This window comes from Butyrivibrio sp. XPD2002 (assembly GCF_000423945.1).
In the GTDB taxonomy this organism is placed as follows: Bacteria; Bacillota; Clostridia; order Lachnospirales; family Lachnospiraceae; genus Butyrivibrio.
Genome location: NZ_AUIY01000025.1, coordinates 16,026 through 29,926, shown reverse-complemented (window position 1 = coordinate 29,926; position 13,901 = coordinate 16,026). Strand labels below are relative to the sequence as shown.

Annotated in this window: 13 protein-coding genes and 1 pseudogene; all 14 read left to right on the top strand. The window is 43.4% G+C overall.

Annotated elements, in window-relative coordinates:
• Positions 1-349: 349 nt before the first annotated feature.
• The 14 genes and pseudogenes from G587_RS25520 to G587_RS0112790 all read left to right on the top strand — a co-directional run bounded on the left by G587_RS25520 (position 350) and on the right by G587_RS0112790 (position 13,898).
• A complete protein-coding gene (locus tag G587_RS25520) occupies positions 350-514 on the top strand; it encodes a hypothetical protein (protein WP_196812576.1) in 165 nt (54 codons plus the stop codon).
• Positions 515-640: 126 nt separating this feature from the next.
• On the top strand, positions 641-2,170 hold the full coding sequence (locus G587_RS0112845) for a hypothetical protein (RefSeq protein ID WP_026492586.1): 1,530 nt from the start codon (positions 641-643) through the stop codon (positions 2,168-2,170).
• Positions 2,171-2,934: 764 nt separating this feature from the next.
• Positions 2,935-4,299 carry a transglutaminase domain-containing protein gene (locus G587_RS0112840; RefSeq protein WP_026492585.1) on the top strand — a complete coding sequence of 455 codons (1,365 nt, stop codon included), beginning with the start codon at positions 2,935-2,937 and terminating at the stop codon, positions 4,297-4,299.
• A 131-nt stretch (positions 4,300-4,430) separates the two neighbouring features.
• Entirely contained in the window at positions 4,431-5,129 is a 699-nt protein-coding gene (locus G587_RS0112835; RefSeq protein WP_026492584.1) for a metallophosphoesterase, read from the top strand.
• Between the two features lie 2 nt (positions 5,130-5,131).
• Positions 5,132-5,758 (top strand): NUDIX hydrolase, encoded by a 627-nt coding sequence (locus G587_RS0112830; RefSeq protein WP_035786642.1) that lies wholly within the window; start codon positions 5,132-5,134, stop codon positions 5,756-5,758.
• A gap of 42 nt (positions 5,759-5,800) precedes the next feature.
• Complete coding sequence (locus G587_RS0112825) at positions 5,801-7,198, top strand: serpin family protein (protein ID WP_081679441.1); 1,398 nt, start codon at positions 5,801-5,803, stop codon at positions 7,196-7,198.
• A gap of 102 nt (positions 7,199-7,300) precedes the next feature.
• Complete coding sequence (locus G587_RS0112820; RefSeq protein WP_026492581.1) at positions 7,301-7,543, top strand: hypothetical protein; 243 nt, start codon at positions 7,301-7,303, stop codon at positions 7,541-7,543.
• A 273-nt stretch (positions 7,544-7,816) separates the two neighbouring features.
• Entirely contained in the window at positions 7,817-8,116 is a 300-nt protein-coding gene (locus tag G587_RS0112815; protein ID WP_026492580.1) for a hypothetical protein, read from the top strand.
• 10 nt (positions 8,117-8,126) lie between these two features.
• Complete coding sequence (locus tag G587_RS0112810; protein WP_026492579.1) at positions 8,127-8,312, top strand: hypothetical protein; 186 nt, start codon at positions 8,127-8,129, stop codon at positions 8,310-8,312.
• 22 nt (positions 8,313-8,334) lie between these two features.
• Positions 8,335-8,496, top strand: a pseudogene (locus G587_RS26880) (winged helix-turn-helix transcriptional regulator); the annotation flags it as partial.
• Between the two features lie 6 nt (positions 8,497-8,502).
• Positions 8,503-9,492 (top strand): ROK family protein, encoded by a 990-nt coding sequence (locus G587_RS0112805; RefSeq protein WP_207637473.1) that lies wholly within the window; start codon positions 8,503-8,505, stop codon positions 9,490-9,492.
• A gap of 98 nt (positions 9,493-9,590) precedes the next feature.
• Positions 9,591-11,090: a glycerol kinase GlpK gene (gene glpK / locus G587_RS0112800; RefSeq protein WP_026492577.1), complete on the top strand. Its 1,500-nt coding sequence runs from the start codon at positions 9,591-9,593 to the stop codon at positions 11,088-11,090.
• Between the two features lie 100 nt (positions 11,091-11,190).
• Positions 11,191-12,639, top strand: a complete 1,449-nt coding sequence (locus tag G587_RS0112795) for an NAD(P)/FAD-dependent oxidoreductase (protein WP_026492576.1) — start codon at positions 11,191-11,193, stop codon at positions 12,637-12,639.
• A complete protein-coding gene (locus tag G587_RS0112790) occupies positions 12,636-13,898 on the top strand; it encodes an NAD(P)/FAD-dependent oxidoreductase (protein WP_026492575.1) in 1,263 nt (420 codons plus the stop codon). The genes G587_RS0112795 and G587_RS0112790 overlap by 4 nt, the downstream gene beginning before the upstream one ends.
• Positions 13,899-13,901: the final 3 nt, after the last annotated feature.

The window sequence follows — 13,901 nt, the reverse complement described above, 5'->3', positions numbered from 1 at the left end:
TGTACACAGTTTTGTGTGCAGCTCTTTTATGATGGCCGGATTTTTAAGATGGTTGTGCATAAAATGATGGATTTGTCGAGCAATCTTATAAAATACAGTTATATTTAAGATGATGAAATTGAATGAAATATATATCACAAAAACGTTAATTATAACTCGCGTTGTTATATTTAAATTTGATAGAAAGGATAGTGTTGAGTGGACAGCAGTAATTAAATAAAGATTTGTTTTTGTTCTGTGCAATATGAATTGTTCCACCAAAATTCATGAAAGGTAGGTAATTTCATTGCATTATAATAAAATCAAAGATGTTCTTTTTAAGAGGGGAGGGCTTAATCATGCCATAGTTATGGCTATGCACACAACTGAATCCTTCAAGTACCTGAAGGATGAGGCAGTTTATCTTGAGAATGCCAGAACTCTGCTTAGGGATGAACTTCTAAGCTGCTATGCTTTTTTAGACAGGTATGATCTGTTTGAGATTTATCTGGATGACAGGGATGGGATTTTATAACAAATGAATTGAGGATATCACTATGCTATACTATAGCTAACAGCAAACCACTTGCTGTTAGCTATTTTTATGTCATAAGGAAATATCACTTTCAAAAATAATAATTACTGATCAGGAGTATCCGTTATGCCTAAAAAGACAAAGCTTAGAATATATTTTTATATGCTGTTATCGGTTTCTCTCTGCCTTCTTTTGGCGTCGAGATCGTCATTTTTATATCCTCTAAACAACTGGGATGATGCCAACAGCTACTTTTCCGTGGGGAAGGCTATTTTTAACGGGAAAATGCCCTACAGAGATGTGTTCGACCAGAAGGGAATGTATCTGTACTTTTTCTATGGCCTTGCCTACCTGGTGTCACACACCACATTTGCAGGAGTCTATATCCTGGAAATAATTCTGGGGTTTTTTGATGCGATAGGATTTTTTAGAATAATAAGACTATATACGGGAAAACATAGAATAGTATCCTCTGCGATTTTCTCTGTGTTTACCTTTGCAACAGTTGTCTGTTCCAGAAGCTTTTGGTGGGGCGGAGCAGCTGAGGAAATATGCCTTCCCTTTTATGTGTGGGGATTGTATCTGATTCTGGACTATTTTAAAAATCGATACAATAAAGAAACGATGCCCTTTAAGGCGGTTTTCTTTGGCGGTATTCTCGCAGGTTTTATTGCAAATATCAAATTCACCGGACTTGGATTTTACTTTGCATGGATGATGATGGTGTTCTTTTCATACCTTGCACATAAGGAGATTGTAAGGGGCATCAAGGCCTGCTTGGTTTTCCTCTTTGGAATGTTTTTACCATTTGTACCGTGGCTAATCTACTTCGGTGTTCAGGGCGGACTCTATGAGTGGTACTGGGGCTACGTCTATGTGAATGTCTTTGTATATACCAAGGTTGAAGGAGCAGATGCGGGCATAATGGGAAGAGCCATGTATCTTATCAAAACCCTGTACTGGCTTATCATTGATGACTGGCAATACTTCGTATTCGTGATAGTTGGGATGGTGTATGGCATTTTGAATAAGGGACAAAAACTACTTTCACGACTGGTTGTACCGGTACTGTTTGTGTTCATGTTCCTTGGATTCTTTGGAGGTGGAAGGGACCTTCCCTATTATTCACTGCCGCTTTCAGTTTTTGCCGTGATGGGCTTTGCTCTTTTGGGAAGACTTGCTGCGAAGCACCTTATTGAAAAGGGAACAAGAAGTGACAGAATTGGCATGAGATTTATTACTGCTCTGATATGCATGGCACTTGCTACGATTTTCGTGGATGTTAACTCAATGAATGTGTCTTTCAGGCAGGTTAGTAGGGATGATTATTTTATGTATCGCTTCCGTGATGAGGTTATGGAAACTACGAACCCGACACTTCTGAACGTGGGATGCCTTGATGCTGGTCTCTATACCTTATGTGACATCGTTCCCAGCTGCCGCTGGTTCCAGACACAGACCTTGAGCATTGAGGAACCTGAAAATAATCCATACCTTGAGCAGGAGAGATACGTTCGTGAGGGACTTATAGATTACGTCCTCGTCCGCGATCACATCCCTGCCTCCATAAACGACCACTACGAGTGCATCGACAAAGAGGTTTATGGGTGGGATGGTATGGAATTTAACTACTATCTGTATAAAAAGGTTAAGTGACAAAAGTCCCCACACCACACCAAGGGGGCGCCTACCCATTTTGTGCGTCACGCCTCAGAACATTTAATGCGCTCACTGCTTTATAAACACTTCTATGTTTCAATAACTCACTTCTGAGCCAGGAATTATGCCTTATGCTCATTTTTTACAAGTGGATGTGAGCGTCTGTTTTTCTTAAGCTGGTAAGTCACTTTGCTGCATGCCGTGAAAATGTCTGAAGCAGGACGCTGGAAGATTTTTAATTGTCATGGTCACATGGTGCGCTAGCGCACCTGCAACAAAAGAACGTGTGTCCCCAAGCTCTTTCAGAGTTTGGGAGCGCACGTTTTTTGTTGTAACTCGCTTGCCTTTGGGCAAGCAGTGACCATGACTTTCTTTACATACATTGCGTCCTGCAAGTTTTTTTCTAAGGCATGCTTATAAAGCAAAGTGACACCAGCTTTAAAAAACAAGCGAGCATGAAAGAGCTTGTAAAAATGAGCGTAAGGTTAATTCGAAGGCTCAGAAGCTCAGACATGTTGAAACATAGAAGTATTACACAGCGAGCGTATTAAATATCGGCGCAGAAAATCGCACAAAATGGGTAGGCGCCCCCTTGGTGTGGTGTGGGGACACTTTTGTTAAGTGATTTTTTATAGTAATTTAATATCAAAGGAATACGTAATTTCATATAATAATAGTGAAAAGGGGGCATATTGCTCCCTTTTTTGTTAGAGGGGTTACGGTTAACGGATTAACATTTCATACACAAGGATGTGATTATTATGAAGGTAGTTGAGAGCTTAGCTTATGGAATATTAGGGCTTATTACGGCCGGGGTTATGGCGATACTTGCGTGTGTTGCAAACCCCGATATTGGCGTGTGGGTAGGAGAGCTACTGCAGCCTGCTGACGAGGAAGAGGTAAAGGTTGATACCTCGAATAAATACTATGTAGAGGTTCCTGACTGGGACTATATATATGGTGTGAGAGAAAAGAAAGAGAAGGTAGAGGTTGAGGAAACCGAGAATGCTTCGGGAATTGGCGCGATGATAACCAATGCGGTAAACGGATTATCAGATGCGATAAATGAGCTGGAAGCAACAAATGTGGATAACCTCGCAGAGAGAGATGTTACTGTTGAGGATGTTGCGAATGCTGCTGATGCCATTGCCAATGCCGTTACAGGAAAAGGCAAAAAGAAAATCTCAGTTAGTATTGAGACTGAATCAACCAAGACGAAATCATCGGATGACGTAAAGGCATCAGAGGAAGAGATGACTCCCGTTTACGCACCTGGAATACCTGCTGGGAAAAGCGGTTATGCAGCTTTTGAACCTGATATTGTAGAGCTTACTGATCCGGGACTTGCCAATCAGGCGATCAACAGTACAGATTATGGATACCTCGGTGATGAGTTTGACTTCAGCACGGAGTACTATCCCTATTACCACATGCTCAATGATACGGGAAAAGCTCTTTACAGACAGATATATGCCAATACCCTTAATCTGAATACAACCTTCAGGCCGATAGAGCAGGTGAATATGAATACAATGCAGATGATAATCCTTAGCGTTGTGTTTGATCATCCGGAGCTCTTCTGGCTTGATACCACTTTTTATCAGGAGTTTGATTACAACGGAGCAGCGATAAAGCTGCGACTTAGATACTATGACAGAATAAACAACATACCGGCAGCCAATCGGGAGTTCCAGTCACAGGTAGAGGCTATTGTTGCAGGGGCAGCAGGGCTTCCTGACAATTATTCCAAGGAGCTGTATATCCACGATTTTCTGGCTAATAAGCTTACCTATAAGCACAATCCGCTGGATCAGAGTGCCTACAGCGCCATAGTTGGCAATAATACAGTATGTGCTGGCTATGCAAAAGCCTTCCAGTATCTGATGCAAAGGCTGGGTGTTCCCACATACCTTTGCGCAGGCTCCGCGGGAGAGCTCCATGCCTGGAATATCATAAAGCTCGATGGCAATTACTACAATGTAGACTGCACCTGGGATGACCAGGATCCTACGGTTTATGACTACTATAACCTCTCGGATGCAGATAACTATATGCACAAGAGAATGTTCAATTCCGTATATCTTCCGGCGTGCAATGAAGGAACCTTTATAGCAGCTGCAGAGTGAGAAAACAAGCGAATTAAAGTTCGCAGTAGGACCTTTTGACACGTGCATAATTATATTGGATAATAACTTATATCCGGGTGGTTCAGGATGTACTACCCGGATTTTGTTTAATATGTAGAACCGGAGTAGTTATGGCGTTATATGCACTGGGCGATCTTCATCTTGCCTTTCAGTCGGATAAGACGATGGATATTTTTGGCAAGGCGTGGAGAGGACATGAGAGAAAAACAGAAAAGAACTGCAATAAAATAATGACTGAAGAGGATACCCTTGTTCTTGTGGGGGATCACAGCTGGGGGAAGGGGCTTGAGCAGTGCGAGCTGGACCTTAGATTTATTGAGAATCTCCCCGGCAGAAAAATACTTATAAGAGGCAATCACGATAATTTCTGGAATGCAAAGAAAACCCAGAAACTGAACGATTTATATAAGGGCAGGCTGTTTTTCCTGCAAAACAATTTTTATCCTTACAAGGACTATGCGATAGTGGGAACAAAGGGTTATTGCTATGAGGGCTTTGATACCAGGGAGCACGCGGACATGCTGATAGAGCGCGAGGCCAAAAGACTTAAAGCTTCATTCGAAGCAGCAAGGGCTGAAGGGTTCGAGAAGTTCATCGTGTTCCTGCATTACCCGCCCACTGAAATAGGTGAGAGGCAGAGCAGATTCACACTGATGGCAAGAGCCTATGGTGCAGAGCAGGTGATATATGCTCACTGTCACGGAAAAGAGAGGTTCCACGACAGCCTTCTGGGAAAAGTTGATGGAATAAAGTACAGCCTGGTTTCGGGCGATTATTTAGATTTTATGCCGCAAAGGATTTTAGACTGATTATGGATAGAAAAAGAGAAGACCTCGCATGGGAAGAGGTAAGAACAAAGCATCTTGTTCAGAATGAATGGATTGATTTCAGGGAGTCTGCCTTCAGATTCCCGGATGGCTCAGAGTTTGAGCCCTATTACAGCTACAGCAGAAGAGATTATGTGGTAATTGTTCCTTTTGATACTGAGGGGAATCTTATCTGTGTGCGTCAGTACAGACAGGGGATTCGTGAAGTGACCACGGAATTTCCGGCAGGCGGCATTGAGAGAAACGATGGAAAAGAGTACAGGGATAATGCTGCTAAGACAGCCAGGAGCTTTGGTAATGATTCTGAGGACAGTGAGGCTGCCCTTGATGCTGCAAAGCGCGAGCTTACTGAGGAGACGGGCTATGTGTCAGATGAATGGACTCATCTGTTAACGGTACCTTCCAATGCGACGATAGCAGATAATTATGCCTATGTTTATATGGCAACGAACTGCAAAAAGGTGTCGGGGCAAAATCTTGATGATACGGAATTTTTAAACGTTGAAATAAACACAAGAGAGAATCTTGAAGAAATCATAAAAAGAGGAGAGTTTCAGCAGAGCGTGCACATTATGGCGTGGCTTTTGGCAAAGGAAAAAAGAGGGGAATAAACATCCGAGGAGATAGCTGTCAGATGAAAAAACGGAGGGAAAATGATGACCGAAATTCTAAAGTGGCTGTTGGTTGTAGCGGCCTGTGGCGGCCTGGTTTTTGCAACGTTCGTAACCATCATATATCTGGGTCATAAATTAAAAGAGGATGAGGAAAAAGAGACCTCTGAAGAAGCCGAAAATAATGCAGATGAGGCTAAAGCTCCTGAGTCCAAAATGGAGGTTGTAAAGCCTGAGCCTGTAAAGCCGGCTGAGGAGGAGACTTCCGATCCGGATGAAATAGATATGAGTGCTATTGCAGAGCTTGCCGAGGAACCTGCGCCCAAAGAGGAGGAAGAGACTGCCGGTATAGCTTTCAGCACGGGAAATGGTGAGCTTAAGCTGTCTGAATTTGACCGCGGACTTATCGATTTTCTTGAGGATGAAGGCTACAGAAACGAGAATTATATGGTTTCACCTGCATCCCTAAGAGCGGTTATCGGGCTTGCTGTGGCGGGTGCTGATTCAGATACTAAGTCAGAGCTGCTTAAGGCTGCCGGTTTTTCGAATGAAGCAGAGATGAATATGTGGTACAACGCCATGGTGAATGCGCCTGATACCTCTGCTGATGACTTTGCCTTTAAGATGCTGAATTCCGCGTGGCACAATAGTAAGCTTAAGGGTGAGCTCTCACCTGATTATAAGGATTACATTAAGAATCACTATGGGGCAGAGGCTCAGGATATTGCCGCTGATGAAATCACAGACGCTGTTAACAACTGGGTAAACGAAGGAACAGATGGCCTTATTCCCACGATTGCAAATGATCTGTCTGAAAAGGATTTAGTCCTTGTGAATACACTTTATCTGAAGTCATCATGGATCAGGAAGTTCGAGAAGGAGGCTACCGGGGAGGACGACTTTATGTCCTATGACGGATGCTGCATCAAGAAGGAATTCATGGATAAGACAGATCACTACAAATTCTACGAGGATCCCAAGTCCAAGATTCTTGTTATGAGCTTAAGCGGAGACGTGGAGATGGCCTGCATTCTTGGTGATACCGAAGGCTTCCAGGGCAAGCTGTCTAAGGCATCGGATGAAAAGGTTCATGTGATGCTACCCAAGTTTGAGACAGAGACCTCCTTTGAAAAGAAGGAGCTTGTTCATTTCCTTCAGAGCAGAGGCGCAAAGAGTGCATTTGCACCGGAGGCGGATTTTTCTGCAATGAGTAGTGATTCGGGATTTTTCGTTTCTGATATCATCCAGAAGACGAAGATCATTACTGATGAAAATGGTGTTGAAGCTTCAGCGGCTACGGGAATGGCCATGGTTGGAGCGGCTCTTGATATTGATGAGAATCCGCCTAAGGAATTCTTCGCCACCAAGCCCTTCAAGTATTACATTATGACCTCCGGAAATGTAAAGGAGGTCCTGTTCTACGGTCAGATAGTTGAGTAATACATATTTTAATAATAGATAATTCTTATTTAATAGTTTTTTTCAATGTGTTGGATTATCATTAACTTAGTAACTTATTTCTTAGTGAAAGGGGGTTGAATTATGAGCAGAGTATCTGAAGTATCCGGATTACAGCAGGCAAGAATGTTAAAATATGATCAGATAGTAAAAAAGGGTGATGAGTCTGCGATTACCAAGGCTTCCCTTGAGAACATCGTTATGGCTCTCAATGATATCTCCCAGACCCTTGCTATGATCGCTGACAGAGATTCAGCAAATACACATGATATATTCGAAGCCATGGCAAGAAGTCTCGCTATGATGGCTGACAATAGTAAAAAGTAATCAACAGGCGAGGTTGTTTTCACATTCAACCAATAAATGAGCATATTCGAACATCCGCATATTTACTGGATATGCGGATGTTATTTATGCACAATTTGCATGGATTTTTTTCTTTATATATTCACAATTGAGAAAACAAAATACATACATTAGAATGATAGAGGTTGATTAAGAGAATTAATCAACCTCTAGTTTGTTTTTAATAGGGAGGAGATAACAATAGATTTTAGCAGGATTGCTCTAACAGTAGGTAATGGCGAAAATAGATTCACCATGAAGCGTGGGAGCTTTAAATATAAGCATAAAATTAATTGGAAACAGGAATGCAACCTGGTAGAAACTGCTAAGACAGATGATGGCGAAAGTCTTGTATACAGATGTGACAAAACCGGAGAACTGCTGACACTTAAGGTTACGACAGTTTCAGGTAAAACCGTAGCTGAGCTTACATCAGATGCGGGGGGAAGTTCACAGATAAACAGATTCTGGCTTACCTTTAAAACCTCTCGTGACGAGCATATTTACGGATGCGGAGAGAACTATTCGGAGCAAGTTCAGATTCTTCATCGCTGAAGGAAATGTAATGGATAAGCCCAAGCAGTTCAACGGTGCATCAATAGTAGTTCAGACCAACGAGTCTGCAGAGAAAATTGTTAAAGAAACAATCAAAAACGGATGGGAGCCGCACTACGTAGTAATTTACAAGAATATTGCAGAAGAGCTCGAAAAATTGGGCAATATGCTTGATGTAGAAGTTGTACGTTACTAATGAGTGTTATACGATTTAGTTTATGAAATATCAGGGGATAAATTTAGAAAACGTAAAACTGAGTAACCGTTCTTCCATCCTCCTATTGCTCAACAATAATGGGGCGATGTCAAGGAAAGATATAGCAGAAACGGTTGGCTTAACAGCCGCCTCTGTTACATTAATATGTTCAGAGCTGATGGAAGAGGGTTTGATAGTCGAACTTGGCGAAGCGAACGAAGAAAAGCGAGCAGGCCGCAAGAAGATTCTTGTCGATATCAATCCGGGATATAGAAGTGTATTATGCATAGCTATAGAATCAGATGTCACATATATAGCTGTTACCGACATGAAGGGAAAGGTACTTTGCAACACTTCACTTCCGACAGATAAGGAGATCGATCCTGAGGAATTCTTCAAGAACATCACTGATGAATGTCAGAAGCTGTTCTGGAAAAACGGCATCGTCAAGGAAAAGGTTCTTGGAGCTGCTGTGACTATTCCGGGAAGCGTAGACAGGAAAAATGGAGTAAGCCTTAACAGCTACAACATCTGGACAGAGAGCATACCGGTTGCTTCTTATATTAAGAAGGAGCTTGGAATTCCTGTAGTTGTTGAGAATAACCTTAAGGCCTACGCCCAGACAGAGATCTATTTCGGACTTGGGAGAACAGTCAACAATCTTTTCGTCCTTAAGTGGGGACCCGGTGTTGGTGCATCAATCATTATTGATGGAAAAATATACCAGGGTTCAAACAAGATGGCAGCTGAGATAGGGCATATGATTGCCATTAAGGATGGTCGTGACTGTAATTGCAAGCGAAAGGGCTGCCTTGAAACCTATGTATCTACAAAGGCGATAAAGCAGGAGCTTAAGAGCGTTTTTGGTAAGAACGTTGACAGTGTTTTCAATTCAGAGCTTTTTGATAATCCGAAGGCCAGCGATATCATAGATGACAAGATTGACATGCTTGCCCGAAATATCAGAAACGTCATCACCATGCTGGATCCTAAGAATGTGGTTCTTATTGGCTACATGTTTGAGATTTCGGGATGTGTGGAGCGCTTTATAAAAGCATATAAAAAGTACGATCCTCTGGTATCGGATGACTTTTTCGTCAGGAGTACTCTTTCAGAGAGCATAGACCATACAGAGGGACTTGCGGTTTTCCTGAACGAGGTGCTTTTGACACAGAATTAGTAGTTTAAAATGCTTATTTTTTTGTGGAATATGACAAGTATTAAAGGGTAAAACGAGATAAAATTTAGTAAAAACTTGAAGGTGGGGTAACAACAGTAATGGCAAAATATGTAATGGCGCTGGATTCCGGCACAACAAGTAACAGATGCATCCTCTTCGATCAGAAGGGCAAGATCTGCTCATGTGCACAGAAGGAATTCACGCAGTTTTTCCCTCAGCCCGGCTGGGTTGAGCATGATGCCAGCGAAATCTGGCAGACGCAGCTGTCTGTAGCTCGTGAGGCTATGAGCAAGATAGATGCAACATTCGAGGATATCGCAGCAATCGGTATTACCAATCAGCGTGAGACAGTTATTGTATGGGACAGAAAAACAGGACAGCCTATATCTCATGCAATTGTATGGCAGTGCCGCAGAACTGCAGACTTCGCAGAGAAGATGAAGGAAGAGGTTCCCGGCATCGTTGAGAAGTTCCAGCAGAAGACAGGACTTAAATTCGATCCTTACTTCTCAGGAACAAAAATAAGATGGATTTTGGATAATGTTGAAGGAGCAAGACAGAGAGCAGAGAATGGGGAGCTGTGCTTTGGTACGGTTGATTCCTGGCTCATCTACAAGCTCACAAAGGGTAAGGTTCACGTAACAGATTACTCTAATGCTTCCAGAACATTACTTTTTAATATCAATACACTTGAGTGGGACAAGGAGCTGTGCGAGATCCTTGATATTCCCATGAGCATGCTTCCTGAGGCAAAGCCCTCAAGCTGCATTTACGGAGAGACAGATCCTGAGTTCTTCGGTGGCGAGATCAAAATTGCCGGCGCAGCAGGAGACCAGCAGGCAGCCCTTTTCGGACAGACCTGCTTCGAGGAAGGCGATGCAAAGAACACATACGGAACAGGTTGCTTCATGCTGATGAACACAGGTGACAAGCCTGTTTATTCCAAGAATGACCTGCTCACAACAATCGCATGGGGAATCGGCGGAGAGGTTACATACGCAATCGAGGGTTCTGTGTATGTAGCAGGAGCTGCTATCCAGTGGCTTCGTGATGAGCTCAGAGCAATAGACTCAGCTCCAGATTCAGAGTACTTTGCAACAAGAGTTAAGGATACAAACGGATGCTACGTTGTTCCTGCATTTACAGGACTTGGTGCTCCCTACTGGGATCCTTACGCAAGAGGTGCGATCGTTGGACTTACACGAGGCGTTAATAAGTACCACATCATAAGGGCGACAGTTGAATCCCTGGCATTCCAGACAGCAGATGTACTTAAGGCTATGGAGCTTGATACAGGTAAAAAGCTCACAAGTCTCAGAGTTGACGGTGGTGCTTCCAGGAACAATTTCCTTATGCAGTTCCAGGCTGACATCATTGATACAAGCGTTGTAAGACCCAGTAACGTAGAGACAACAGCGATGGGTGCTGCTTATCTCGCAGGTCTTGCAGTAGGCTACTGGAAGAACAAGGAAGACGTTCTTAATAACTGGTCCGTAGATAAGGAATTCAAGAGCACTATGGACAGTGAGAAGAGAGAAAAAGAGCTCGCAGGCTGGAAGCAGGCAGTAGCTTCAACAAGAGGCTGGGCTAAAAGCTAAGATAGCAAATCTGTAATTTGCGTGATCAAAGCTTGTTCTGTCGAAGGCTTTAGCCTGAGACCAGAACTTCCATTAGAGAGAAGGAGAATAAACAAAAATGATATATGATGTCGTAATCATAGGTGCAGGTGTTTCCGGAAGCGCTGTAGCAAGAGAAGTTTCCAGATATGACGTATCTGCATGTGTGCTTGAAAAATGTGAAGACGTATGTGAGGGTACCTCCAAGGCTAATTCAGCAATTGTACATGCCGGATTTGACGCAGCTGAAGGATCCCTTATGGCAAAATTGAATGTTGAAGGAAACGAGATGATGGATCAGCTTTCCAAGGATCTCGACATTCCTTTTAAGAGAAACGGTTCCCTTGTTGTATGCGTACACGAGGAAGAGATAGACGGACTTAAGACACTCTATGACAGAGGTGTTAAGAACGGAGTTAAGGGTCTTGAGATCCTTACAAGAGAGGAAGCCATTGCGAAGGAGCCCAACCTTTCAGATGAGGTTGTCGGAGCTCTCTATGCACCCACAGGTGGAATCGTATGTCCCTTCGAGCTCAACATCGCTATGGCTGAAAATGCCAACATGAACGGCGTTGATTTCAGATTCAATACTGAAGTAGAAGATATCAAAAAGGGCGAGGATGGCTTATGGCACATCAGAACCAATAACGGTGAGTATGTGAGCCGCGTAGTTGTAAATGCTGCAGGTGTTTATGCAGACAGAATTCATAACATGGTAAGCGAGGACAAGATGCATATCATCGAGAGAAGAGGAGATTATCTTCTTCTTGATAAAGAGGTAGGCGGATTTGTTTCTCACACAGTTTTCCAGCAGCCTACCAAGTATGGTAAGGGCGTTCTTGTAACCCCTACAGTTCACGGCAATGTCCTTGTTGGACCTACAGCTATCGACATTGAGGATAAGGAAGGAAACAACACAACAGCAGAGGGACTTGGTGAAGTTACAGCCAAGGCTAATGAGAGTGTAAAGAATCTTCCTCTGAGAAACGTCATCACATCCTTCGCAGGACTTCGTGCTCACCTTGAGAGACACGAGTTCGTTATCGAGGAGGTTAAGGACGCTCCTGACTTTATAGATGTAGCAGGAATCGAGTCTCCCGGACTTACAGCTTCACCCGCTATCGGCAAGATGGTAGGCAACATGCTCAGGGACAAGATGGGACTTAAGGAAAAGGCAGACTGGATCGCTACAAGAAAGGGAATAAAGAGTACTCAGGGTCTTTCAATAGAAGAGATGAACGCTCTTATTAAAGAGAATCCCGCTTATGGAACAATCGTATGCAGATGCGAATCCATCACAGAGGGTGAGATCCTTGATGCTATCCACAGACCTCTTGGAGCACGTTCACTTGACGGTGTAAAGCGTAGAACAAGAGCTGGAATGGGTAGATGTCAGGCAGGCTTCTGCAGCCCCAGAACCATGGAAATAATTAACAGAGAATTAGGACTTCCGTATGAGAAGATTACAAAGAGCGGCGGAAAATCCAATATTATCTTAGAGAGAACTAAAGGGGAGGTAAGCCACTCATGAAAACATATGACATTGTAATCGTCGGAGGCGGACCGGCAGGCCTTGCAGCAGCAGTAGCAGCAAAAGAGGCTGGAAACGACAGTATTCTTATTCTTGAGAGAGACCACGAGCTTGGTGGTATCCTCAACCAGTGCATACATAATGGATTCGGACTTCACACCTTCAAGGAGGAGCTCACAGGTCCTGAGTATGCATACAGATTTATCAAACAGGTTCTTGACCTTGGTATCGAGTACAAGCTCAACACCATGGTTATGGATATAGCAGCAGACAAGACAGTTACAGCAATGAACAGAGAAGACGGAATGTTCCAGATTCCTGCTAAGGCAGTAATTCTTGCAATGGGATGCAGAGAGAGGCCCAGAGGAGCCCTCAATATTCCCGGATACAGACCCGCAGGCATTTTCTCAGCTGGTACAGCACAGAGACTTGTTAACATCGAGGGATATATGCCCGGTCGTGAAGTAGTCATCCTTGGTTCCGGTGATATCGGACTTATCATGGCAAGAAGAATGACTCTTGAAGGCGCTAAGGTTAAGGTAGTGGCTGAGCTTATGCCTTATTCAGGAGGCCTTAAGAGAAACATCGTTCAGTGTCTTGATGACTATGGAATTCCGCTTAAGTTATCTCACACTGTTGTTGACATTGAAGGAAAAGATCATGTTACAGCAGTTACTATAGCTGAGGTTGGCCCTGACAGAAAGCCCATTCCGGGAACAGAAATCAGGTATACCTGTGACACACTCCTTCTCTCATGTGGTCTTATTCCTGAGAATGAGCTTTCAAGGTCAGCTGGCGTTAAGATGAGCCCTGTTACTTCAGGTCCTGTTGTAAATGAGTCACTTGAGACCAACATCCCCGGCGTATTTGCCTGCGGTAACGTTCTTCACGTTCATGACCTGGTTGACTATGTTTCCGAGGAGGCAAAGAGAGCAGGTGCTAACGCAGCAAAATTCGTCAAGGAAGGCGAGGCAAAGAGCGGCGAAGTGATTGAACTCTTCGCTACAGACGGTGCTCGTTATACAGTTCCTTCAACCATAAACGTAGATCGCATGGATGATCTCTTAACCGTAAGATTCCGTGTCGGTGAAGTTTTCAAGAACTCATACGTGAGTGTATTCTTCGATGACGAGCGTGTAATGCATAATAAAAAGCGCATTATGGCCCCCGGAGAAATGGAACAGGTAATTCTTCAGAAGTCAAAGCTTCAGGAGTCAAAGCCTAAGAAGATAACAATTAAAATCGAGGCGGAGGAGTAAACC

What these genes read in the sequence shown, in the direction of transcription:
- G587_RS25520 (WP_196812576.1), top strand. Translation starts at nt 350, where the DNA reads ATGGCTATGCACACAACTGAATCCTTCAAGTACCTGAAGGATGAGGCA.
- G587_RS0112845 (WP_026492586.1), top strand. Translation starts at nt 641, where the DNA reads ATGCCTAAAAAGACAAAGCTTAGAATATATTTTTATATGCTGTTATCG.
- G587_RS0112840 (WP_026492585.1), top strand. Translation starts at nt 2,935, where the DNA reads ATGAAGGTAGTTGAGAGCTTAGCTTATGGAATATTAGGGCTTATTACG.
- G587_RS0112835 (WP_026492584.1), top strand. Translation starts at nt 4,431, where the DNA reads ATGGCGTTATATGCACTGGGCGATCTTCATCTTGCCTTTCAGTCGGAT.
- G587_RS0112830 (WP_035786642.1), top strand. Translation starts at nt 5,132, where the DNA reads ATGGATAGAAAAAGAGAAGACCTCGCATGGGAAGAGGTAAGAACAAAG.
- G587_RS0112825 (WP_081679441.1), top strand. Translation starts at nt 5,801, where the DNA reads ATGATGACCGAAATTCTAAAGTGGCTGTTGGTTGTAGCGGCCTGTGGC.
- G587_RS0112820 (WP_026492581.1), top strand. Translation starts at nt 7,301, where the DNA reads ATGAGCAGAGTATCTGAAGTATCCGGATTACAGCAGGCAAGAATGTTA.
- G587_RS0112815 (WP_026492580.1), top strand. Translation starts at nt 7,817, where the DNA reads ATGAAGCGTGGGAGCTTTAAATATAAGCATAAAATTAATTGGAAACAG.
- G587_RS0112810 (WP_026492579.1), top strand. Translation starts at nt 8,127, where the DNA reads ATGGATAAGCCCAAGCAGTTCAACGGTGCATCAATAGTAGTTCAGACC.
- glpK (WP_026492577.1), top strand. Translation starts at nt 9,591, where the DNA reads ATGGCAAAATATGTAATGGCGCTGGATTCCGGCACAACAAGTAACAGA.
- G587_RS0112790 (WP_026492575.1), top strand. Translation starts at nt 12,636, where the DNA reads ATGAAAACATATGACATTGTAATCGTCGGAGGCGGACCGGCAGGCCTT.